Origin of the sequence: Streptomyces sp. BK79 (assembly GCF_044142145.1) — a bacterium.
GTDB lineage: Bacteria > Actinomycetota > Actinomycetes > Streptomycetales > Streptomycetaceae > Streptomyces.
Window position 1 is genome coordinate 141,143 of sequence record NZ_JBHVOC010000010.1, and the last position, 22,997, is coordinate 164,139.

At 71.1% G+C, this 22,997-nt stretch carries 19 protein-coding genes; 10 read left to right on the top strand and 9 right to left on the bottom strand.

The window, feature by feature from the left end:
- Positions 1-9 precede the first annotated feature (9 nt).
- Positions 10-2,100, bottom strand: coding sequence for a PhoX family protein (locus ACFIF2_RS14780; RefSeq protein WP_395573085.1), 2,091 nt, complete (start codon positions 2,098-2,100; stop codon positions 10-12).
- A gap of 265 nt (positions 2,101-2,365) precedes the next feature.
- Here ACFIF2_RS14780 and ACFIF2_RS14785 point away from each other — a divergent pair, with 265 nt between their 5' ends.
- From ACFIF2_RS14785 to ACFIF2_RS14800, 4 genes are all read left to right on the top strand, one after another.
- Positions 2,366-3,847, top strand: coding sequence for a VWA domain-containing protein (locus ACFIF2_RS14785; protein WP_395573086.1), 1,482 nt, complete (start codon positions 2,366-2,368; stop codon positions 3,845-3,847).
- A gap of 106 nt (positions 3,848-3,953) precedes the next feature.
- Positions 3,954-5,570, top strand: coding sequence for a methionine--tRNA ligase (gene metG / locus ACFIF2_RS14790; protein WP_395573087.1), 1,617 nt, complete (start codon positions 3,954-3,956; stop codon positions 5,568-5,570).
- A gap of 102 nt (positions 5,571-5,672) precedes the next feature.
- Positions 5,673-6,038 (top strand): PH domain-containing protein, encoded by a 366-nt coding sequence (locus tag ACFIF2_RS14795; protein ID WP_395573088.1) that lies wholly within the window; start codon positions 5,673-5,675, stop codon positions 6,036-6,038.
- A 112-nt stretch (positions 6,039-6,150) separates the two neighbouring features.
- Positions 6,151-7,080 (top strand): hypothetical protein, encoded by a 930-nt coding sequence (locus tag ACFIF2_RS14800; protein WP_395573089.1) that lies wholly within the window; start codon positions 6,151-6,153, stop codon positions 7,078-7,080.
- Positions 7,081-7,323: 243 nt separating this feature from the next.
- Here the strand turns inward: ACFIF2_RS14800 and aspS are convergent, their stop codons facing one another.
- Positions 7,324-9,087: an aspartate--tRNA ligase gene (gene aspS / locus ACFIF2_RS14805; RefSeq protein WP_395573090.1), complete on the bottom strand. Its 1,764-nt coding sequence runs from the start codon at positions 9,085-9,087 to the stop codon at positions 7,324-7,326.
- A 179-nt stretch (positions 9,088-9,266) separates the two neighbouring features.
- On the opposite strand from aspS, the gene ACFIF2_RS14810 reads away from it, so the two are divergent.
- A complete protein-coding gene (locus tag ACFIF2_RS14810) occupies positions 9,267-11,417 on the top strand; it encodes a SpoIIE family protein phosphatase (protein WP_395573091.1) in 2,151 nt (716 codons plus the stop codon).
- Here the strand turns inward: ACFIF2_RS14810 and ACFIF2_RS14815 are convergent.
- The 3 genes from ACFIF2_RS14815 to ACFIF2_RS14825 all read right to left on the bottom strand — a co-directional run bounded on the left by ACFIF2_RS14815 (position 11,363) and on the right by ACFIF2_RS14825 (position 14,075).
- Complete coding sequence (locus tag ACFIF2_RS14815; protein ID WP_395573092.1) at positions 11,363-12,433, bottom strand: AI-2E family transporter; 1,071 nt, start codon at positions 12,431-12,433, stop codon at positions 11,363-11,365. The two genes, ACFIF2_RS14810 and ACFIF2_RS14815, sit on opposite strands and share 55 nt — an antisense overlap.
- Positions 12,434-12,512: 79 nt before the next feature.
- Positions 12,513-13,490 (bottom strand): pirin family protein, encoded by a 978-nt coding sequence (locus tag ACFIF2_RS14820; protein ID WP_395573093.1) that lies wholly within the window; start codon positions 13,488-13,490, stop codon positions 12,513-12,515.
- 117 nt (positions 13,491-13,607) lie between these two features.
- Positions 13,608-14,075 (bottom strand): SseB family protein, encoded by a 468-nt coding sequence (locus ACFIF2_RS14825; RefSeq protein WP_395573094.1) that lies wholly within the window; start codon positions 14,073-14,075, stop codon positions 13,608-13,610.
- 162 nt (positions 14,076-14,237) lie between these two features.
- Between ACFIF2_RS14825 and ACFIF2_RS14830 the strand changes: the two genes are divergently transcribed.
- From ACFIF2_RS14830 to ACFIF2_RS14845, 4 genes are all read left to right on the top strand, one after another.
- Positions 14,238-16,064, top strand: coding sequence for an acyl-CoA dehydrogenase (locus ACFIF2_RS14830; RefSeq protein WP_395573095.1), 1,827 nt, complete (start codon positions 14,238-14,240; stop codon positions 16,062-16,064).
- A 107-nt stretch (positions 16,065-16,171) separates the two neighbouring features.
- Complete coding sequence (locus ACFIF2_RS14835) at positions 16,172-17,470, top strand: M18 family aminopeptidase (protein WP_395573096.1); 1,299 nt, start codon at positions 16,172-16,174, stop codon at positions 17,468-17,470.
- Positions 17,471-17,596: 126 nt separating this feature from the next.
- On the top strand, positions 17,597-17,848 hold the full coding sequence (locus ACFIF2_RS14840) for a DUF6458 family protein (RefSeq protein WP_376674559.1): 252 nt from the start codon (positions 17,597-17,599) through the stop codon (positions 17,846-17,848).
- A 105-nt stretch (positions 17,849-17,953) separates the two neighbouring features.
- Positions 17,954-18,451: an LURP-one-related/scramblase family protein gene (locus ACFIF2_RS14845; RefSeq protein ID WP_395573097.1), complete on the top strand. Its 498-nt coding sequence runs from the start codon at positions 17,954-17,956 to the stop codon at positions 18,449-18,451.
- Between the two features lie 67 nt (positions 18,452-18,518).
- On the opposite strand, the gene ACFIF2_RS14850 is transcribed toward ACFIF2_RS14845, so the two are convergent.
- The gene (locus ACFIF2_RS14850) at positions 18,519-18,977 is read right to left on the bottom strand and encodes a DUF2867 domain-containing protein (protein WP_395573098.1); all 459 of its coding nucleotides are present in this window, start codon (positions 18,975-18,977) and stop codon (positions 18,519-18,521) included.
- 56 nt (positions 18,978-19,033) lie between these two features.
- Positions 19,034-19,828, bottom strand: coding sequence for a carbon-nitrogen family hydrolase (locus ACFIF2_RS14855; RefSeq protein ID WP_395573099.1), 795 nt, complete (start codon positions 19,826-19,828; stop codon positions 19,034-19,036).
- Positions 19,829-20,054: 226 nt separating this feature from the next.
- Here ACFIF2_RS14855 and ACFIF2_RS14860 point away from each other — a divergent pair, with 226 nt between their 5' ends.
- The gene (locus ACFIF2_RS14860; protein ID WP_395573100.1) at positions 20,055-20,879 is read left to right on the top strand and encodes a maleylpyruvate isomerase family mycothiol-dependent enzyme; all 825 of its coding nucleotides are present in this window, start codon (positions 20,055-20,057) and stop codon (positions 20,877-20,879) included.
- Positions 20,880-20,989: 110 nt separating this feature from the next.
- On the opposite strand, the gene ACFIF2_RS14865 is transcribed toward ACFIF2_RS14860, so the two are convergent.
- Positions 20,990-22,300 (bottom strand): nitrate/nitrite transporter, encoded by a 1,311-nt coding sequence (locus ACFIF2_RS14865; protein ID WP_395573101.1) that lies wholly within the window; start codon positions 22,298-22,300, stop codon positions 20,990-20,992.
- Positions 22,297-22,947, bottom strand: a complete 651-nt coding sequence (locus ACFIF2_RS14870; RefSeq protein WP_395573102.1) for a GntR family transcriptional regulator — start codon at positions 22,945-22,947, stop codon at positions 22,297-22,299. The genes ACFIF2_RS14865 and ACFIF2_RS14870 overlap by 4 nt, the downstream gene beginning before the upstream one ends.
- Between the last annotated feature and the right edge of the window lie 50 nt (positions 22,948-22,997).

Genomic DNA, 22,997 nt, shown 5'->3' on the forward strand with positions numbered 1-22,997 from the left:
GCTCAGTGCTCAGACGCCGATGTCGCGGCCGTCCGCGCGCCACACCGCCACGACCGCCGGGCGCACGAGCTTGCCCGGTCCGTCGGGCCAGGTGCTGGCCGGCTTCTCGACGGAGGCGCCGTCGATCTCGCCCGGGTGCTGCACGGCGACCAGCACGCGCCGGTCCTGGACGACCGGGCCGCAGGTCTCGGCGCCCTTGGGCACGGTCAGGAACTGCTTCAGCTCACCGCGCCGCTCGCCCTGCGTCGCGACGCCGAAGAGGCCGTCGTGGCCGCCGAGGGCGCTGCCGTCGGTGGAGATCCACAGGTTGCCGTGGTCGTCGAAGGCCACGTTGTCCGGGCAGGAGATCGGGCTGACGCGGTCCTTCGGGAAGCCCGCGAAGTACGTCGCGGGGTCGGCCGGGTCACCGGCGACCAGGAACAGCGACCAGGCGAACCTGGTGGCGTCGGCCTGGTTCCAGCGCTCGGTCAGCTCCAGGACGTGGCCGTGCTTGTTGGCGTTGCGCGGGTTGGCCTCGTCCGCCTTGGCGTTGGAACCGACACCGCGGTTGGAGTTGTTGGTGAGGGCGACGTACACCTTGCCGGTGTGCGGGTTGGGCTCGATGTCCTCGGGCCGGTCCATCTTGGTGGCGCCGACCTTGTCACCGGCCAGGCGCGTGAAGACGCACACCTCCTCGGGGGTCATGCCCTCGACGTGCGAGACGGCACCGTCCTCGTCGGCCGTCACCAGCGGGATCCAGACGCCGCTGCCGTCGAACTCGCCGTCGGCGGGCAGCTTGCCGGTGCCGTCGATCTCGATCGCCGGGGAGTCGCCGGTGAGCTTGGCGACGTACAGCGTGCCCTCGTCGAGCAGCGAGAGGTTGTGCTCGCGGACCCCGCGGCCGTTGCCCTTGCGCATCCGCTTGCTGCCGACGAACTTGTAGAAGTAGTCGAACCGCTCGTCGTCGCCGGTGTAGACGACGGGGCGCCCGTCCCGGGTCAGCCGTACGGTGGCGCCCTCGTGCTTGAACCGGCCGAGCAGGGTGTGCTTGCGGGGCGTGGCGTCGGGGTCGTAGGGGTCCAGCTCGACGACGTACCCGAAGCGGTGCGGCTCGTTCGGCTCCTGGGCCACGTCGAAGCGCTTGTCGAACCGCTCCCACTTGCGCTCGGTGGCGCCGGTGCCGATGCCGTACCGCTTGTCCGTGGCGCGGCTGCTGTTGGCGAAGTACTGGTTGAAGTTCTCCTCGCCGTGCAGGGTGGTGCCCCACGGGGTGGTGCCGCCGGCGCAGTTGTTGAGGGTGCCGAGCACCTTGCGGCCGGAGCGGTCGGCGGAGGTCTTCACCAGGTCGGAGCCGGCGGCGGGGCCGGTCAGCCGGAACTCGGTGGTGGCGGTGATCCGGCGGTTGAGGTGGTGACGCGTCACGGGCGTCAGCTTGCCGCTCCGGCGGTCCTCCTCCACGACGACGGCGGACAGGCCGTGCGCGGCCCAGGCGATCTCGACCTGCTCGCGGGTCGGGTTGGCGGCGTCGTAGCCGCGGAACATGAGCACCTCGTCGGTGTACTCGTGGTTCGCGACGAGGATCTGCCGGCCGCGCTCGCCCGGCAGCGGCAGCAGCGCGAGGAAGTCGTTGTTGTAGCCGAACTGGCCGGCCTGGGCCTTGGCGGTCTGGTGCTCCGGGTCGAAGGCGGGCGCCCCGCGCAGGATCGGCTCGCCCCAGCGGATCACGACGTCCTGCCGGTACCCCTCCGGGACGGTGACGGCGTCGGCGGTGTTGGGAGCGACGGGCGCGAACCGCAGCCCGCGCGCGCCCTGGGTCTTCGACGGTTTCCCGTGCCCGGTCCCGTGGCCCTTCCCGGCCGCCGGCGCGGCCTGCGCCGAGGGCGCCCCCGCCACGCCCACGGCCCCGGCACCGGCCGCGGTCACGGTGACGACGGCGGCGGCACGCATCATCGAACGGCGGCTGAGGGCACCGGCGATGACGTCACCGACGTACTCGTTGGAGCTGGTGTTGGGCACCTCGTGGAAGCAGGCGTCACCACACCGGAAACGGCAGGTCATGGCGGACCGGCCGCCGGGGTGGGAACCGGACGGCGTACCGATCAACGGCAGGAGCTTGCGCACTGTGTTCTCCCCTTGAGAATCCCTGGATGCCCTTGGTGTCAGCGCGACCGTAGGTGCACATACGTGCGGGAGACGGGCGCCGCGGTGAACGGCGCGTGAACCCACGGAAGCCAGAAGGGAATTGCCGTGCCGTCTCGATCCCACCTTGACGCGCCCGCGCGTTCGTGGCGGACCCTGCACAAGATCACAAGTCGGGGCCGCTAACCTTACGTGTCCGTCCTGGCCAGGGATTAACGGGCATCAACTCACGCGAAGGGTTGCGCACATGGGCATTCTCACCTCTCTGCGGAACGTGTTCGGCCGGTCACGCAAGGAACGGGCCGCCCAGGCGGAGGGTGCTACGCAGGAGACGGCACCGCCGGCCACCACGCCGGAGCCGCAGCTCCCGTCCCAGCCCACCGCGCCCACGGAGCCGGCCGAGACCCCGGACCCCCCGAAGGCCACCGGCTCCGCACCGGCACCCCAGGTCCCCGAGCCCCGCACGGAGACCTCCCCCGACGAGCACGAACTCGTCAAGGCTGCCTTCGCCAACGTCACAGTCCCCAAGCCGACGGAAACCCCGGAAACGCCCGCGTCCCCGCAGCGGGAGCAGGAGCAGGAGCCGGAGGCAAAGCGGGAGCCCACCCCGGAGCCGGAGCCCACCCCGGAGCCGGAGCCCACCCCCGAGCCGGAGGCGGAGCCCGAGCCTCAGCCGGAGACGAAGGTGGCGGCCGAGCCGAAGCCGCAGCCGGAGGCACAGGCGGAGCCCGAACCGGCCCCCGAGCCCACCCCCGCCCCGCAGTCGGCCCCAGAGCCCCAGCCGGAAGCGAAAGCCGAGCCCGAGCCCGAGGCAAAGACGGAGCCGGAGCCGGAAGCAAAGCCGGAGCCCGAACCCGAGGCGAAGACGGAGCCGGAGCCGGAGCCGGAGGTAAAGGCCGAGCCGAAGGCGAAGGCGAAGCCCACCCCCGAACCCGCGGCCGCCGACGGCGCCAAGGCCCCACAGGGGCCACCCGCACCCGACACTGAATCCCGCACGGGTGGTGCGGGTGGGAACCCGGACGCCGAAGGCGAAGCCGAGGCGACCCCCACCCCCCAGCCGGAGGCCACGTCGGCGACGCCAGCCACCCGCATCCGCTCCACCGCCCCCGGCCTCACCACCGCCTACAAGGCCGCCGCCGCCACCCTCAAGAAGTACGACCTCACCGGCACCCGCGCCAAGGTCCACCTCGTCCTCGACCGCTCCGCCTCCATGCGCCCGTACTACAAGGACGGTTCCGCCCAGGCCCTCGCCGAGCAGACCCTCGCCCTCGCCGCCCACCTCGACCCCGAGGCCACGGTCCACGTCACGTTCTTCTCCACGGAGCTGGACGGCACCGGCGACCTCACCCTCACCGACCACGAGAACAAGATCGACGAGCTGCACGCGGCGCTCGGCCGCATGGGCCGCACCAGCTACCACGCCGCCGTGGACGCCGTCCTCGCCCACCACGCGAAGGAAGCCCCCGGCACCCCCGCCCTGGTGGTCTTCCAGACCGACGGCGCCCCCGACGCCAAGACCCCGGCCACCCAGGCCCTCACCAAGGCCGCGGCCGACCACCCGGACGTCCACTTCTCCTTCGTCGCCTTCGGTGACCCCGAGAACAAGGCCTTCGACTACCTCCGCAAGCTGAAGACGCCCAACACCTCCCACCTCCTCGCCGGCGAGACCCCCAAGGAGCTCACCGACAAGGAGCTGTACGAGGGCGTACTGGCCACCTGGCGCCCGTAGGGCCCCGCGCGGGCGGGCGGACGGAGAGGGAGACGAGGAAGACCCCTCCGTCCGCCCGCCGAAACGCGTGTGAGTCGATCTCCGTCCGACCAGTAGGATTTCGACCATGGCGGCCACTGGAACCGAGAAGCAGGGGACGAAGGCGTACTACGTCTCGACCCCCATCTACTACGTCAACGACGCTCCTCACCTGGGCCACGCCTATACGACCGTCGCAGGCGACGTGCTCACCCGCTGGCACCGCCAGCGCGGTGAGAAGGTGTGGTACCTCACCGGCACGGACGAGCACGGTCAGAAGATCATGCGCACCGCGGAGGCGAACGGCGTCAGCCCGCAGCAGTGGGCCGACAAGCTCGTCACCGAGGCGTGGAAGCCTCTCTGGGAGCACCTGGAGATCGCGAACGACGACTTCATCCGCACCACGCAGCAGCGGCACACCGACCGCGTCCAGGAGTTCGTACAGGACCTGTACGACAAGGGCGAGATCTACAAGGGCGGCTACGAGGGCCCGTACTGCGTGGGCTGCGAGGAGTACAAGCTCCCCGGCGAGCTGCTCGACGGCGAGGGCGAGTACGCGGGCCAGAAGCTGTGCCCGATCCACAAGAAGCCGGTGGAGATCCTCAGCGAGGAGAACTACTTCTTCAAGCTGAGCGCGTACGCCGAGAAGCTGCTCGCCCACTACGAGGCCAACCCGGGCTTCATCCAGCCCGAGTCCGCGCGCAACGAGGTCGTGAACTTCGTCCGCCAGGGCCTCCAGGACCTCTCCATCTCCCGCTCGACGTTCGACTGGGGCGTGCCGGTCCCCTGGGACGACAAGCACGTCATCTACGTGTGGGTCGACGCCCTGCTGAACTACGCCACGGCGGTCGGCTACAACGAGAACCCGGAGAAGTTCGAGTCGACGTTCCCCGCCGACGTGCACCTGGTCGGCAAGGACATCCTCCGCTTCCACGCGATCATCTGGCCGGCGATGCTGATGGCCCAGGGCCTCCCGCTGCCCGGGAAGATCGCCGCGAACGGCTGGCTGATGGTCGGCGGCGAGAAGATGAGCAAGTCCAACCTGACCGGCATCAAGCCGCAGGACCTCACCTCGCACTTCGGCGTGGACGCGTACCGCTGGTACTTCCTGCGCGCGATCGCGTTCGGCCAGGACGGCTCGTTCTCCTGGGAGGACTTCTCCGCCCGGTACACCAGCGAGCTGGCCAACGACTACGGCAACCTCGCCTCGCGCGTGGCGGCCATGGTCGGCAAGTACTTCGGCGGTGAGCTGCCGGCCGCGACGGCCGACGGGGACGCGGAGAAGGCCATCCACGACGGCCTGGCCAAGGCGGTCGCCGAGGCCGACCGGAAGATCGGCGAGGAGCTGGACTTCCAGGGCGGCATCCTGGCCGTCTTCGACTTCGTCAAGCAGGTCAACGGCTACATCACCGAACAGGAGCCCTGGAAGGTCGCCAAGGACGACTCCCCGGAGGGCAAGGCCCGCCTGGCGACGATCCTCTACACGGCCGCCGAGTCCCTCCGCGCGGTGGCGGTCCTCCTGAACCCGATCATGCCGGACACCTCCCAGAAGCTCTGGGACTCCCTCGGCGCCGAGGCGAACCTGGGCGCCCTCGCGGACCAGCGGGTCCAGGACGCGGCGGACTGGGGCCGCCTGCCGGCCGGTTCGACGGTCACCAAGGGCGCGGTCCTCTTCCCCCGTCTCGAGGAGAAGCCGACCGCGTAACGCGCTCGCTACAGCAGGGGCCCGGGAGAGGCAGACGCTTCTCCCGGGCCTTCCGCGTTTGCGAGGATCGTAGGAAGAACCAGCTCACGTGGGGGGACATCCATGGCACTCTTCGGCAACGCGCACAGCATCGACCCGGCCCAGGCGCAGCACGAGTACGCGCGCCTGCTCGGCCACGGCGAGCAGGTCCACGCCGCGTACCTGCTGATCCGCGACACCATCCTGTTCACCGACCGGCGCCTGATCCTGGTCGACAAGCAGGGCATCACCGGCAAGAAGACCGAGTACCACTCCATCCCGTACCGCAGCATCACGCACTTCGCGGTCGAGACGGCCGGCACCTTCGACCTCGACGCCGAACTGAAGATCTGGCTCTCCGGCTCCCCGGCCCCCATCCAGAAGACCTTCACCAAGGGCGTCGACATCTACGAGGTCCAGGCCATCCTGACCCAGTTCGTGGCCCGCTGACACGAGCACCCGCGAGCACCCGGCAGGAGCGAACGTTTCCCCACTCCCCGAACGGGTGAATGCGTCGGCATATGCCAGGCGCTCCTGCCGTCAGCGCGCTTGATTAGCGCGCATGGTCACATCGACACACGAGGCCTCCCACCGTCTCTTCCAAGAGCATCCGGAGGCGCTCGCGCCCGTCTTCGAGGCATTGGGACTCCCGCCGCCCTCGAAGGAGAACTTCGACGAACTGTCCCCCGACGCCACCGAGATCCGGCCGCTGGAGCGCCGCGTGGACACGGTGCTCAGGTTCGCGCCCGACATGGGGGAGCACTTCCTGCTCGCCGTGGAGTCCCAGACGAAGAAGGACCCCGACAAGGCGCGGAGCTGGTCGTACTACGTCGCGTACCTGTGCGCGAAGTACGACCTGCCGGTCGTGCTGGTGGCGGTCTGCCGGGACCGTGCCACGGCGGAGTGGGCCATGGGCCCTTTCGAGTGCGCCGTGGCCTCCTGGCCGACGCAGACCACCCGGCCGATCGTCCTGGGGCCCCAGACCGTCCCCGAGGTGACCGACGAGGCGATGGTGGCCCGGCGTCCCGCCCTCGCGGTGCTCTCCGCCATCGTGCACAGCGAGAGCCGCCGCGCGCCCGCCATACTGGAAACCGTCGCGCGCGGGCTGCTCTCCTTCGAGCAGGACATCACGAGGTACTGGTTCGAGATGGTGGAAGTCGGTCTCGAATCCACGCCGACCAAGAAGCATTGGAGAAAACTGATGCAGAACGCCGTCACCTACTTCCCGGGTCACGGGACGCTGTTCGAGGAGAAGTACCTCGCGGGAAAGGCCGAGGGAAAGGCCGAGGGAAAGGCCGAGGGCGAGGCCAAAGGCGTGCTGCGGGTGCTGGAAGTGCGGGGCCTGGTGATCACCGATGCCGTTCGTGAGCGCATCGCCACGTGCGCCGACCTCACCCTCCTGAACGACTGGCTCGACCGCGCCGGCACGGTGGAGCGCGCGGAGGACCTGTTCACCCCGGGCACCGGCGCGGCGGATCTCCCCGAGAAGTGAGCCGAGAGGTCAGCTCCCGCAGGTGCACGCCACGAACCCCGTCCGGGGCCTTCGGCGCGAGGGCGAGGCGGGGGCTGACATCCCGGTACTTGGAGTCGCGGACGTGGACGGTGCCGGGGGTAACGCCGCGCCTGCCGGACCGATCACCATTCCACTCAGGGTCTACTTCGCTGCGAAGCGACATGACGCAGGCAAGGGCCCGTCGGCGGAGTCGCTCCGCCGACGGGCCCTTGTCCGTCGTGGCTACTTCGGCTGCGGCTTGCGCACCGTCAGGTGCAGCTCGCGCAGGCGGGTCTCGTCCAGCTCCGTGGGCGCGCCCATCATCAGGTCCTGGGCGTTGCCGTTGAGCGGGAAGGCGATGGTCTCGCGGATGTTGGGCTCGTCGGCCAGCAGCATCACGATGCGGTCGACGCCCGGGGCGATGCCACCGTGGGGCGGGGCGCCGAAGCGCAGCGCGCGCAGCATGCCGGCGAACTCGCGCTCGACGGTCTCCGCGTCGTAGCCGGCGATCGCGAAGGCCTTGAGCATGATGTCCGGCTCGTGGTTCCGGATCGCGCCGGAGGACAGCTCGACGCCGTTGCAGACGATGTCGTACTGCCAGGCCAGGATGTCCAGCGGGTCCTGGTTCTCCAGGGCGTCCATGCCGCCCTGCGGCATCGAGAACGGGTTGTGGGAGAAGTCGATCTTCCCCGTCTCCTCGTCCTTCTCGTACATCGGGAAGTCGACGATCCAGCAGAACTGGAAGACGTTCTCCTCGAAGTGCCCGGCACGCTGGGCGGCCTCGACCCGCACCGCGCCCATGATCTTCGAGACCTCGTCGAACTCACCGGCGCCGAAGAACACCGCGTGGCCGGGGGCCAGCGCGAGCCGCTTGGTCAGCTCCGCGACGTTCTCCTCGGTGAGGAACTTCGCGATGGGCCCGGTCAGCGAGCCGTCCTCGCCGACGCGGACCCAGGCCAGGCCCTTGGCGCCCTGCGAGACGGCGTAGTCGCCGAGCTGGTCGAAGAACTTGCGGGGCTGGCCCGCGACGTCCGGGACGGGCAGCGCGCGCACGTGCTTGCCGGCGAAGGCCTTGAACTCCGAGCCCTCGAAGACGTCGGTGATGTCGACCAGCTCCAGCTGGGCGCGCAGGTCCGGCTTGTCGGAGCCGTACTTCAGCATCGCCTCGCGGAACGGGATGCGCGGGAAGGGGGAGGTGACCTCGCGGCCGTCACCGAACTCGGTGAACAGCTCGGTCATCAGCTGCTCGATCGGGCGGAAGACGTCCTCCTGCTCGACGAAGCTCATCTCGACGTCGAGCTGGTAGAACTCGCCCGGCGAGCGGTCGGCGCGGGCGTCCTCGTCGCGGAAGCAGGGCGCGATCTGGAAGTACCGGTCGAAGCCGGAGATCATCAGCAGCTGCTTGAACTGCTGCGGCGCCTGCGGAAGGGCGTAGAAGCGGCCCGCGTGCAGCCGGGAGGGCACGACGAAGTCGCGGGCGCCCTCGGGGGAGGTCGCGGTCAGGATCGGCGTCGCCATCTCGTTGAAGCCGAGGGCCACCATCTTGTGCCGGATGGCGGAGATGACCGCCGTGCGCAGCATGATGTTGCGGTGCATGCGCTCGCGGCGCAGGTCCAGGAAGCGGTACTCCAGCCGCCGCTCCTCGTTGACCCCGTCCTCGGTGTTGATGGTGAAGGGCAGCGGCTGGGCGGCGCCGAGCAGCTCGACCTCGCCGACCTCGACCTCGACCTCACCGGTGGGCAGGTCGGAGTTGATGTTCTCGGCGCCCCGGGAGACGACCTTGCCGTCGACCCGGACGGTCGACTCCTTGGTCAGCTTGTCCAGCGTCTCGTACGCCTCGGTGCCCGGACGGGCCACGAGCTGCGTGATGCCGTAGTGATCGCGCAGATCGATGAAGAGGATGCCGCCCAGGTCGCGCCGATTGTGCAGCCAGCCACTCAGTCGGACGTCGGTGCCGACGTCAGAGGAGCGGAGCTCGCCGCAGGTGTGGGACCTGTACCGATGCATCGTCGTTCATCCAGCCTTCGTGGATCGGGGATGGTGTTTCGCGTTTCACGTGAAACAACCCCAGCGTGAAACAACCCCCAGCGTACCGGGGACCTGTGGCTCCGTTCTTCCCCATTGCGGCGAGCGGGCGGGCGAGCGAGCGGTGGCAGCGTGCGATCACCTCTTCTTACAGTGGGGAAATGCGCACTGGTGAGCCCCTGCCCGAGGTGGGGGACGTCCTTGCCGCTCTCGCGACCGGCCTGTGGCACTGGGACACGGCCGCCGGGCAGGTCACGGTCGACGCGGAGGCGGCCCGGCTGCTCGGGCTGCCCCCCGAACGGGCCTGCCTCACCGAGGCGCAGGTACGGGCCCGGCTGCATCCGGTGGACTGGAACGAGGTCACCGGAGTGGTCCAGCTCGCCGTGGCGGAGGGCACCCTCGCCGAGGTCAGGATCCGGATCATGGACGAGCTGGGCCACGTCGTCCGGATCGTGCGCAGCCGCTCCCGGCCCACCTTCGACCCGGAACGCAGGACGTACGAGCTGCTCGGCACCCTCCAGGAGGTCGCCGAGCCCACGCCGGGCACACCCGCCGGGCGCAGCGCGGTCACCGGCGACTGGCGCCGTTCGCGGGAGGCGTTCCTGCTGGACGCGGGCCGGGCACTGGCCGAGGCGCGGTCCACCGAGGAGGTGCTGCGGGTCGCGGCGGGCCTGTCGATGCCGGGGTTCTCACCGGACGGACTCGCGGTGTTCGGGGCGTCGGGCGACCGGCTGACCGTCATCGGCCACCACGGGCAGCCCCGCAACGACATGAACCCGTTCGTGAACATGCCGCTGGACACGGACTACCCCGCCGCCGAGGTGGTCCGCACCGGACGCGCGGTCTACCTCTCCTCCCCCGACCAGTACCGGTCCCGCTACCCCCTCACCTGGCCGCTCGTCGAGCAGTACGGCCGCCGCTCCTGGGCCTTCCTGCCGCTGACCGTGGCGGGCCGCACGATGGGCGCCTGGATGGCCGCCTTCGCCTATCCGGTCGCGTTCACGCCGGACGAACGGTCGGTGTTGACCACCGTGGCCCGGATGCTGGCCCAGGCCCTGTCCCGGGCGGGCGCCGCCGAGACCCAGCGGGAGCTGACCGAGGGGCTGCAGCGCTCCATGATGCCCGTGCTCGGCCCGGACATCCCCGGCATGGGGGTCGCCGCCCGCTACGTCCCCACCGGCGGCGGCCTCCAGGTCGGCGGCGACTGGTACGACATGATCCAGCTGCCCGGGGGCCGCTTCGCCCTGGTCATCGGCGACGTCCAGGGGCACGACGTACGCGCCGCCGGGCTGATGGGCCAGCTGCGCATCGCCCTGCGCGCCTACGCCGCCGAGGGCCACCGGCCCGACGCGGTGCTCTCCCGCGCCTCCCACTTCTTCCACGGTCTCGCCCAGTCCGACGACGACCCCGCCGACTCGCGCTTCGCGACCTGCTACTACGCCGAGGTCGACCCCGCGACCGGCACCGTGGAGAGCGCCCGCGCCGGGCACCTGGACCCTGTCGTCCGCATGTCGGACGGGACGGCGCTGATCCGGGCCACGGCGGGCGGCCTGCCCCTCGGCATCGACCCGGACTCCGACTACCCGATCACGCGGCTCGCCCTGGAACCCGGGGACACCCTGATGCTGTGCACGGACGGCCTGGTCGAGACCGGCGGCCACGACCTGCACTCCGGCTGGGACCGGCTCCGCGTCATCCTGGAGCAGCACGACGGCGACCTCGACGAGCTGGCCGACGCCCTGGTCCAGGCCGTGCACGGCCCTTCCTCGCACCACACCACCGGCCCGCTGGCCGACCGGCGGGAGGACGACATCGCCCTGCTGCTGCTGTGCCGGCAGGGCGAGGGCTGCGGCTGCGGCGACAGCCCGGTGGTCCGGACCCCGCTGCGCCGCACGATGCTGACGGTCGCGCAGGCCGAGCCGGAGCGCATCGCCACCGCCCGGCAGCACCTGCGCGACCTGCTGCACGACTGGCCCAGCGAGGACCAGCTGGACGCGGCGGTGCTCCTGCTCTCCGAGATGCTGACGAACGTCCTGGTCCACACGGACGCCGACGCGCTGCTGGTCGCCGAGGTCACCGGCGAGCCGGGCGAGCGGCGGATCCGGGTGGAGGTCACCGACAACGGCGACGACCTGCCGCACAAGCGCCGGCCGGGGGAGATGGCGTCCTCCGGGCGGGGCCTGATGCTGGTCGAGATGCTCGCGGACGCGTGGGGCGTCGCCCCGCGCGGCGAGGGCAAGAGCATCTGGTACGAGGTCTACGAGTCCCCGGGGCCTGTCGACGCGGCGGCGGACGGCCCCGCGGCCGCGTAACGCGCCTGGAGTTCGTGGACGACGCCGAACGCGGCGGCGGTGAGGGGGACGGCGAGCAGCATCCCCAGGATGCCCGCCACCGACGCCCCCGCCGTAATCGCCAGCAGCACGACCGCCGGGTGCATCTGCACCGTCCGGCTCTGGATCATCGGCTGGAGCACGTGCCCCTCCAGCACCTGCACGGCCACCACCACCCCGACGGCCCACAGCGCGATGACGAACCCCCGGTCGGCCAGCGCCACCAGCACGGCCACGGCCCCCGAGAGGAAGGCGCCGAGGTAGGGGATGTAGGCGCCGACGAAGACCAGCGCCCCGAGCCCGACCGCGCCGGGCACGCGCAAGACGAGCAGTCCGACGGTGATGCACAGGGCGTCGATGAGGGCGATCAGGGTGGTGCCCCGCATGAAGCCCTCGACGGCCCCGAAGGCACGGCGGGCCATCGCCTCGGCCATGTCGGCGCTGCGGGCCGGCACCAGCGCCCGCACGGTGCCGACGGCCCGGTCGGAGTCCCGCAGGAAGAAGAAGACGAGCAGCAGGGCGAGGACGGCCATGGCCAGCATCTCGCCCACCACGCTCACCCCGGTGATCACCCCGGAGGCGGCGGTGCCGCCGAACCTGCCGAGCAGCTCGCGCGCGTTGGAGGCGAGGTCGTCCAGCGAGGTCCCCGCCGCCCCGAAGTGGTCGGCGACACCCTGCGCCGCGTCCCGCAGCGAGGCCACGATCTGGTCGCCGGTCTCGACGAGCGCGGAGACCACGATGTACACGGCCCCGCCGACCACGGCCACCACGGCGACACAGGTGAGCCCGGCCGCCAGCGACCGCTGCACGTGCGCCTCGACCAGCCGCCGGTACAGCGGCCGGAGCAGCGCGGTGCCGAGCAGCGCGAGCAGGGCCGGCGTCACCGCGGTACGGAACTCCACGCAGAGCCGGATGGCGACGTAGACGACCCCGCTGGCGAGCAGGACGACGGCGCACCAGGCGGCGAACCGACGTACCGGACCGGGAAGCAGCTGCACGCCCTCAGCCGATCACGCGCCGGGCGGGCTGTCCTGCGCGGACGGCCCGCCCGGGTGACGCGTCGTCCTGCCCCGCGTCTCAGGCCTCCGGCCCGGCCTCCGACATGCCGTGCACGGCCGGGACGGTGCCCAGGCGGCCCTTCTGGAAGTCCTCGAACGCCTGCATCAGCTCGTCCTTGGTGTTCATCACGAACGGGCCGTAGTGGGCCATGGGCTCCCGGATCGGCCGGCCGCCCAGCAGGACGACCTCCAGGTCGGGGGTGTGCGCGTCCTGCTTGTCGTCCGCGCGGACGGTCAGCGAACCGCCGGCGCCGAAGACGGCCGTCTGGCCGAGGCGGACCGGACGCCGCTCGGCGCCCACGGACCCGCGTCCGGCCATCACGTACGCCAGGCCGTTGAAGTCCTCCCGCCAGGGCAGGGTGACCTCGGCGCCGGGCGCGAGGGTCGCGTGGACCATCGTGATCGGCGTGTGGGTGATGCCGGGTCCGTCGTGGCCGTCCAGCTCACCGGCGATGACGCGCAGCAGCGCGCCGCCGTCCGGGGAGGTGAGCAGCTGGACGGAGCCGCTGCGGATGTCCTGGTAGCGGGGGGCCATCATCTTGTCCTTGGCCGGGAGGTTCACCCACAGCTGGAGGCCGTGGAAGAGCCCGCCGGACATGACGAGCTGCTCCGGCGGCGCCTCGATGTGCAGCAGGCCGGAGCCCGCCGTCATCCACTGGGTGTCGCCGTTGGTGATGGTGCCGCCACCGCCGTTGGAGTCCTGGTGGTCGAAGATCCCGTCGATGATGTAGGTGACGGTCTCGAAGCCGCGGTGCGGGTGCCAGGGCGTGCCCTTGGGCTCCCCGGGCGCGTACTCCACCTCACCCATCTGGTCCATCATGATGAACGGGTCGAGATGGCGGTAGTTGATCCCGGCGAACGCGCGGCGCACCGGGAAGCCCTCCCCCTCGAAACCGCTGGGCGCGGTCGTGACGGTGAGCACGGGACGGGCGACGGCGTCGGCGGACGCGGATACGCGGGGCAGCGTCAGCGGGTTCTCGACGGTCACGGCAGGCATGTCGTCCTCCTCGGGCGGTGTGCGCCCCACTTTAGTTGAGCGTTGAACTTCTTGCCACCTCAAACCGAGAAAGCCCGGAGGGCATTCCCTCCGGGCTTCCTCGGCGACGACAGCGGGTCAGCCGTACATCCGGCGCATCGCGAAATCGACCATCTGTTCGACGGCCTTCGCGTCGAACACCATCCGGTGCTCACCCTCCATGTCCAGCACGAAGCCGTAGCCGGTCGGCAGGAGGTCGATCACCTCGGCGCCCGTGATCACGAAGTACTTGGACTCCTTGCCGGCGTAGCGGCGCAGCTCCTTGAGCCCCGTGAACATGGGGATCACCGGCTGCTGGGTGTTGTGCAGCGCGAGGAAGCCGGGGTTGTCGCCGCGCGGGCAGTAGACCTTCGAGGTCGCGAAGACCTGCTGGAAGTCCTCGGCGGACATCTGGCCCGTGGTGAAGGCGCGCACCGCGTCCGCGAGCGACGGCGGGGACGGCTCGGGGTACAGCGGCGGCTGCTGCCCGTACCCACCGGACATCGGCTGCTGCGGCGGGGCGTACTGCTGCTGCTGTTGGCCAGCGGTCTGGTCGTAGCCGTACATGCCGCAAAGAGTAGCGAGTGCCGCGTCACAGATGACGGGCTCGGGGTTGCTTCTTATTACCGACGGGTAGCATCATCGTAGACACTGCTTGGTACGCGCAGTCGGTATGTGTACAGATGCGAGGAGTCAGTGCCTCGCCGATCTCTCAACGGAGCCGTCGCCATGGGGCACTACAAGCCGAATCTCCGGGACATCGAGTTCAACCTCTTCGAGGTGCTCGGCCGCGACAAGGTGTACGGCAGCGGCCCGTTCGCGGAGATGGACACGGACACCGCCAAGAGCGTCCTCGAGGAGCTGTGCCGCCTCTCGGAGAACGAGCTGGCCGAGTCCTTCGCCGACGCCGACCGCAACCCGCCGGTCTTCGACCCTCAGACCAACACCGCGCCGGTCCCGGCGTCCTTCAAGAAGAGCTACCAGGCCTTCATGGACTCCGAGTACTGGCGGCTCGGCCTGCCCGAGGAGATCGGCGGCACCACCTCGCCGCGCTCCCTGATCTGGGCGTACGCGGAGCTGATCCTCGGCGCCAACCCGGCCGTGTGGATGTACTCCTCCGGCCCGGCCTTCGCGGGCATCCTCTTCGAGGAGGGCAACGAGGTCCAGAAGCACATCGCCTCGATCGCCGTCGAGAAGCAGTGGGGCTCCACCATGGTCCTCACCGAGCCGGACGCCGGCTCGGACGTCGGCGCCGGCCGCACCAAGGCGGTCCAGCAGGAGGACGGCTCCTGGCACATCGAGGGCGTGAAGCGCTTCATCACGTCCGGCGAGCACGACATGTCGGAGAACATCCTCCACTACGTCCTCGCCCGCCCCGAGGGCGCCGGGCCGGGCACCAAAGGCCTGTCCCTCTTCCTCGTCCCGAAGTACGAGTTCGACTTCGAGACCGGCGAGCTGGGCGAGCGCAACGGCGTCTACGCCACCAACGTCGAGCACAAGATGGGCCTGAAGGCCTCCAACACCTGCGAGATGACCTTCGGCGACCGCCACCCCGCCAAGGGCTGGCTGATCGGCGACAAGCACGACGGCATCCGCCAGATGTTCCGCATCATCGAGTTCGCCCGCATGATGGTCGGCACGAAGGCGATCTCCACCCTCTCCACGGGCTACCTCAACGCCCTGGAGTACGCCAAGGAGCGCGTCCAGGGCCCCGACCTGGCCAACTTCATGGACAAGACGGCCCCCAAGGTCACCATCACGCACCACCCGGACGTCCGCCGCTCCCTGATGACGCAGAAGGCGTACGCCGAGGGCATGCGCGCGCTGGTGATGTACACCGCCTCCGTCCAGGACGAGATCCAGGTCAAGGAGGCGAACGGCGAGGACGCCGCCACCGAGCACGCCCTCAACGACCTGCTCCTGCCGATCGTCAAGGGCTACGGCTCGGAGAAGGCCTACGAGCAGCTCGCCCAGTCGCTCCAGACCTTCGGCGGCTCCGGGTTCCTCCAGGAGTACCCGATCGAGCAGTACATCCGCGACGCCAAGATCGACACCCTGTACGAGGGCACCACGGCGATCCAGGGCCAGGACTTCTTCTTCCGGAAGATCGTCCGCAACCAGGGCGCCGCGCTGAACTCGCTCGCCGAGGACATCAAGAAGTTCCTCGCCCTCGGCACCGGCGGCGAGGAGCTGTCCGGCGCCCGCGAGCACCTCGCCAAGGCCGCCGTCGAGCTGGAGGCCATCGTCGGCCTGATGCTCACCGACCTCGCCGCCACCGAGCAGGACGTCAAGAACATCTACAAGGTGGGCCTCAACACCACCCGCCTGCTGCTCGCCTCCGGTGACGTGATCGTCGGCTACCTGCTCCTCAAGGGCGCCGCGATCGCCGCCGAGAAGCTGCCGACCGCCTCCGCCAAGGACAAGGCGTTCTACACCGGCAAGATCGCCGCCGCGAAGTTCTTCGCCGCGAACGTCCTGCCCGGCGTCACCATGGCCCGCAAGGTCGCCCAGGGTGTCGAGCTGGACCTGATGGAGCTGGACGAGGCGGCGTTCTAGGGCGGTCGCGGGCCCCTCCCGGGCCTCCACCAATCCCACACACCCCTCACGAGGGCCCGCTCCCGGACTACCGGAGGCGGGCCCTCGCGCGTCGTTAAGGTGAACCCATGAGCGCACCCTCCCGCTTCGACCGCGGCCACACCGACGACCTCATGTCCTTCCTGGCGGCGAGCCCGACGCCGTACCACGCCGTGGCGAACGCCGCCGAGCGGCTGGAGAAGGCGGGCTTCCGGCAGGTCGCGGAGACGGACGCCTGGGAGGGGACCTCCGGCGGCAGGTACGTGCTGCGCGGCGGCGCGATCGTGGCCTGGTACGTCCCGGAGGGCGCCGGCCCGCACACCCCGTTCCGCGTCGTCGGCGCGCACACCGACTCCCCCAACCTGCGGGTGAAGCCGCGCCCCGACACCGGGTCGTACGGCTGGCGCCAGGTCGCCGTGGAGATCTACGGCGGGCCGCTGATGAACTCCTGGCTGGACCGGGACCTGGGCCTGGCCGGCCGCCTGACGCTGCGCGACGGCTCGACGCGCCTGGTGAACGTCGACCGCCCGCTGCTCCGCGTCCCGCAACTGGCCATCCACATGGACCGCAACGTCACCGCGGAGGGCCTCAAGCTCGACAAGCAGCGTCACCTCCAGCCCGTCTGGGGCCTCGGCGACACCGTCCGCGACGGCGACCTGATCGCCTTCCTGGAGGACGAGGCCGGTCTCACCCGCGGCGAGGTCACCGGCTGGGACCTGATGACCCACTCCGTGGAGCCCCCGGCGTACCTGGGCCGCGACAGGGACCTGGTGGCCGGCCCGCGCATGGACAACCTGCTGTCCGTGCACGCCGGGGTGGCCGCCCTGGCCGCCGTCGCGACCGCCGGCCCGGACCTGCCGTACATCCCGGTCCTCGCCGCCTTCGACCACGAGGAGACCGGCTCCCAGTCGGACACCGGCGCCGACGGGCCGCTCCTCGGCAGCGTGCTGGAGCGCTCGGTGTTCACGCGCGGCGGGTCGTACGAGGACCGGGCGCGCGCCTTCGCCGGCACCGTCTGCCTGTCCTCCGACACCGGCCACGCCGTCCACCCCAACTACGCGGAGCGGCACGACCCGACGCACCACCCGCGGGTCAACGGCGGCCCCATCCTCAAGGTCAACGTCAACAACCGCTACGCCACGGACGGTTCGGGCCGCGCGGTGTTCGCCGCCGCCTGCGAGCGGGCGGACGTCCCCTTCCAGACCTTCGTCTCCAACAACGCCATGCCGTGCGGCACCACCATCGGCCCCATCACCGCCGCCCGGCACGGCATCAGCACCGTCGACATCGGCGCGGCCATCCTCTCGATGCACAGCGCCCGGGAGTTGTGCGGCGCCGAGGACCCGTACCTGCTGGCGAACGCGCTGGTGGCGTTCCTGGAGGGCTGAGTCTCCCGGGCGCGTCCCGGCCGGAACGCCCCTGTGTCGCATGGGTGTTCCCGCCGGGGGTACCCGAACGGAACCGGATCGACCGGAAACCCGGAACCGACCGGATTCGACAGGGAGGCAACACTCATGGGCCTCGGCGGGTGCATCATCCTCATCGCCGTGGGAGCCATCCTCACGTTCGCGACCGACTGGGACATGCAGGGCGTCAACCTCGATCTGGTCGGTGTCATCTTCATGATCGTCGGCCTGATCGGCGTAGCGACGTTCAGCAGCATCGCCCGGCGCCGCCGCGTCGTGATGCCGCCGACGACCCCCGTCGTCGAGGACCGGCCCCACCACCACACCCGGGACGGGTACAACAACGGCTACGGCGCCTGAGCCCTCGGGGGCCGGGCCGTCCCGTCGCCCCGCCGTCCCGCCGCGCCGTCCTCCTGTCGGCCTACCGGCCGCGTCCCCGGGCGCGTGACGGGGAAGCGGTCGGACATGAGATTCCTCGTGTACGACCGGCTCCTCGGCTTCGGTGACGACTACTGGATCGAGGACGACCACGGCGACAAGGCGTACCTCGTCGACGGCAAGGCGATGCGGCTGCGGGACACCTGGGAGCTGAAGGACGCCCAGGGCCGGGTGCTCATCGACATCCACCAGAAGATGTTCGCCCTGCGCGACACGATGGTGATCGAGCGGGCCGGCGAGCCGCTGGCGCGGATCCAGCGCAAGCGGCTGTCCCTGCTGCGCAACCACTACCGGGTCGCCCTGGCGGACGGCACCGAGCTGGACGTCAGCGGCAAGATCCTCGACCGGGAGTTCGCCATCGAGTACGACGGTGAACTGCTGGCCGTCGTCTCGCGGCGGTGGCTGTCGGTCAGGGACACCTACGGCGTGGACGTCGTCCGGGACGACGCCGACCCGGCGCTGCTGATCGCGCTGACCGTGTGCGTGATCCACCTCGCGGAGAAGGAGCGGGAAGAGGACGGGTGACCGGCGACGGGGGTGACCGGCGACGGGGACGACCGATGACGGTGACGGGCCGCCGCCCCCGCGGCCCTCACCCCATGCGCCGGACGGCGCGGCCCAGGAGCAGGGGTACGGCCAGGTGGTGCACCGGCGCCGCCAGGGCCCACAGCGTCCGGCCCGCCCGGCGCTCGTAGCGCACGTACGTCGCCCAGAGCAGCCGTGCCTCCTCGACGGTCACGACATTGCGGACCGTCAGCGACGGGGCGCGCGCCTCCAGCGCGACCCTGTCGGGCCGGCACTCCGTCCGGCGCCACCCCACCACGTGCCGGGGCGAGGAGCGCGGTCCCAGCCGCAGGCCGAGCACGCCCGACCAGCCCGTCCGGATCAGCTCGCGCAGTGGGCGCGGGATGTCCTCGAAGCTGGCGCGGACCCACTGCTCGGACGTCAGCCGGGGCAGCCCGGCGACCGGCAGCTCGAACGCCGAGGCGAAGTGGGCGCCGGTGGGATCCACCCGGACGCGACGGATGTCAGGAATACCGCTGGGTGCCATGCGCGGGATCCTAGGCAACGCGCGCACGCCTCCCGGCCCGTACGCGCGGCGCCCCGCTACCGCCGCGGCGTCCCGAGCCCCAGCACCCGGTCCTTGAGGGCCGGGAACTGCTCCCTGGTCCGGCCCACCTTCGCCGGGTCGAACTCCACCGTGAGGACCTCCTCGTCCGCGCCGGCCTCCGCCAGCACCTCGCCCCACGGATCGACCACGATCGAGTGACCGGCCTGCGGAACCGAGGCGTGCGTCCCGGCCGTTCCGCAGGCGAGGACGTACGCCTGGTTCTCCACCGCCCGCGCCCGCGCCAGGAGCGTCCAGTGGGACCGGCGGCGCTCCGGCCAGCCGGCCGGGACGACGAGGGTCTCGGCACCCGCGTCGACGAGGCCGCGGAAGAGTTCGGGGAAGCGGAGGTCGTAGCAGGTCGCCACGCCGAGGGTGGTCCCCGGCAGACGGACCGTCACCAGCTCGCTCCCCGCGCCCATCAGCACGGCCTCGCCCTTGTCGAAGCCGAAGCGGTGGATCTTGCGGTAGGAGGCGGCCAGGTCGCCGGAGGGCGAGAAGACGAGCGAGGTGTTGTAGAGCCGCCCGTCGGCAGCGCGCTCGGGGACGGACCCGGCGTGCAGCCACACGCCCGCGTCGCTCGCCGCCTTCGCCATCGCCTCGTACGTCGGACCCTGGAGCGGTTCGGCCTCGGCACCGAACTCCTCGAAGGCGAACGCGCCCGTGGTCCACAGCTCCGGCAGCACGACGAGGTCGGCCCCCGCCTGGTCCCGTACCAGCGCCGCCACGCGCAGGCGACGCGCTTGGACCGATTCGTCCTCATTCACAGCGATTTGGAGCAAAGAGGCGCGCACACTACCACCGTCCTGGCATTCGAGCCGTCCACACGGGCCTACGATCGTCACACGAAAGCACTGCCGGGGTGCCGCACAGCAGCGTAACTTGGGGGTCCTCCCGGATCGAGCGCAGCCGAGAGCCGGGGGAGCCTCAAGACGACGCCGACCGCAGCCACCTCCCACTGGCACCGCCGCCACCACCTGCCACACCGCCCGTGTACCGACCGCCGAGGGGTCCCGTTCCGTGAGTCTGCATCCCACCCTCCAGCCCTACGCCGACGCCTGGACTCACTCCATCGAGGCGATATCCGAGCTGGTCCAGCCGCTTGTGGAAGCAGAGTGGAACCGCCGCACACCCTGCCCGGCCTGGTCGGTGCGCGACGTCGTCTCCCATGTGCTGGGCCTGGACTCCGAGATGCTCGGCGACCCGCGTCCCATCCACACGCTCCCGCGCGACCTCTTCCACGTCACCACCGACCACCAGCGGTACATGGAGATGCAGGTGGACGTCCGCCGCCACCACACGGCGCCGGAGATGACGTCCGAGCTGGAGTACATGATCATCCGGCGCAACCGGCAGCTGCGGAACGAGTCGCGGGACCCCGGCGCCAAGGTGCGCGGGCCGCTCGGCACCGAGCTGACCCTGCTGGAGGCGATGCGCCGGCACGCCTTCGACGTGTGGGCGCACGAGCAGGACCTGCGTACGGCCCTCGGCCGCCCCGGCAACCTCGACTCGCCCGGCGCCCACGTGGCGCGTGACGTGCTGCTCGACGCGCTGCCGGGCGTCGTCGCCGAGCGGGCGGACGCGCCGCGCAGCTCGGCCGTCGTCTTCGACGTGCACGGCCCGATCGAGTTCCTGCGCACCATCCGCGTCGACATCCAGGGCCGCGGCACCCTGGAGTCGTCCCCGGCCCTCGGCCCCGCCGCGACCCTCGCGCTCGACTGGGAGACCTACGTCCGCCTGGCCTGCGGCCGCGTGTCCCCGGAGGCGGCGGCGGACCGCATCAAGACGGAGGGCGACCCGGACCTGACGGCGGCGATCCTGCGGAACTTCGTGGTGACGCAGTGACGCCGGTGAGCGATCCCAGCCCGTCCGGCGCTTGAGGACGAGGCCGTCCAGGCCGAAGCGGGGGTCTGGGGGCGGCAGCCCCCAGCCGGGCCCGCACGGACGCCGGGCGCCTACACGGGCACGTGCACCGTCTCCACCCGGCTCGCCACCAGCCGCTCCCGCTCCCGCAGGGCCGCCCGCCCGCGCAGCCGCAGGATCTGCGACACCCCCACCGCCTGCAGCACGAACACCGACGAGAACGCGACGGTGTAGTCGTCGCCGGTCGCGTCCAGCAGCACGCCCACCGCGAACAGCGTCGTCATCGACGCCACGAAACCGCCCATGTTGGTGATCCCGGACGCCGTCCCCTGCCGCTCCGGCGGGTTCGCGGGCCGCGCGAAGTCGAAGCCGATCATCGAGGCCGGCCCGCACGCCCCCAGCACCGCGCACAGCACGACCAGCAGCCACATCGGCGCGTGGTCGGCCGGGTAGGCGAGCGTCGCCGCCCACAGGAGCGCCGTCGCGCCCACCGTGCCGAGCGCCAGCGGCAGCCGCGCCGCGTGGTGCCGGGCGATGATCTGGCCGTAGACCAGGCCGACCGTCATGTTGGACAGCACGACGAGGGTGAGCAGCCCGCCGGCCGTGCCCCGGGTCAGCCCCTGGGCCTCGACCAGGAACGGCATGCCCCACAGCAGCAGGAACACCATCGCCGGGAACTGGGTGGTGAAGTGCACCCACAGCCCGAGCCGCGTCCCGGGCTCCCGCCAGGACGTGGCGATCTGCCGCCGTACGTACGCGGCCCCCTGGTGCGGCAGCGGCTCCGGCTCGTGTCCCTCGGGGTGGTCCTTGAGGAACAGCAGCAGCAGGACCAGCACGACGACCCCGGCCAGCGCGCTGCCCGCGAACGCCGCCGTCCAGCCGACGCCGTGCAGCAGCCGGGCCAGGACCAGGGTGGAGACCAGGTTGCCCGCCATGCCGACCAGCCCCGCGAGCTGGGCGATCATCGGCCCCCGCCGGGCCGGGAACCAGCGGGTGCCCAGCCGCAGCACGCTGATGAACGTCATCGCGTCGCCGCAGCCGAGCAGCGCCCGCGAGGCGAGCGCCATGCCGTACGACGGGGAGAAGGCGAAGCCCAGTTGCCCCACCGTGAACAGGACGACGCCGATGCCCAGCACCTTCTTGGTGCCGAGCCGGTCGACCAGCAGGCCGACGGGTATCTGCATGCCGGCGTAGACCAGCAACTGCAGGATGGAGAACGTGGACAGGGCCGAGGCGTTGACGTGGAACCGGTCGACCGCGTCGAGGCCGGCCACGCCCAGGGACGTGCGGAAGATGACGGCGACGAAGTAGACGGCGACGCCGATCCCCCAGACGGCGAGCGCGCGCCGACCGCCCGGGGGATCCCCGGGCAGGACCTTCCCGGCCGACGTGGCCGAACTCATCGGACCTCCCCCCGGGCCAGGTGCGAGAACCAGCCCACGTGCCGGTGGACCACCTCGACGGCCGCCTCCGCGTCCCCCGCGCGCAGCGCGTCGAGGATCTCCTCGTGCTCGGCGAGGGTCTTGGCGATGCGGTCGGGGTGGGAGTGCATGACGGCGACGCCCATGCGCAGCTGGCGGTCGCGGAGCTGGTCGTAGAGGCGGGAGAGGATCTCGTTGCCGCCGCTGCGGACGATCTCGGCGTGGAAGCAGCGGTCGGTGACGGAGGCGGCGGCGAAGTCGCCGGCGGCGGCCTGCTCCTTCTGCCGCGCCAGCAGCGCCTCCAGCCGCTCGACGAGTCCCGGCGGGGCGGGTACGGCCTTCCTGGCCGCGTGCTCCTCGACCAGCAGCCGGGTCTCCACCACGTCGGCGATCTCCTGCGCGGAGACGGGCAGCACCAGCGCGCCCTTCTTCGGGTAGAGCCGGATCAGCCCTTCCGCCTCCAGCCGCAGCAGCGCCTCGCGCACCGGTGTGCGGGAGACCCCCACGGCCTCGGCCAGCTCGCCCTCGGTGAGCAGGGTCCCGCCCTCGTAGCGGCGCTCGAGGACGCCCCGCTTGACGTGGGTGTAGACGCGGTCCGCCGCTGGGGGTTGCCTCACTGCCGTGGTCATGCCGACAGGATAGATACAACAGGGACGCATGCGGGGACGGGTCCACGATG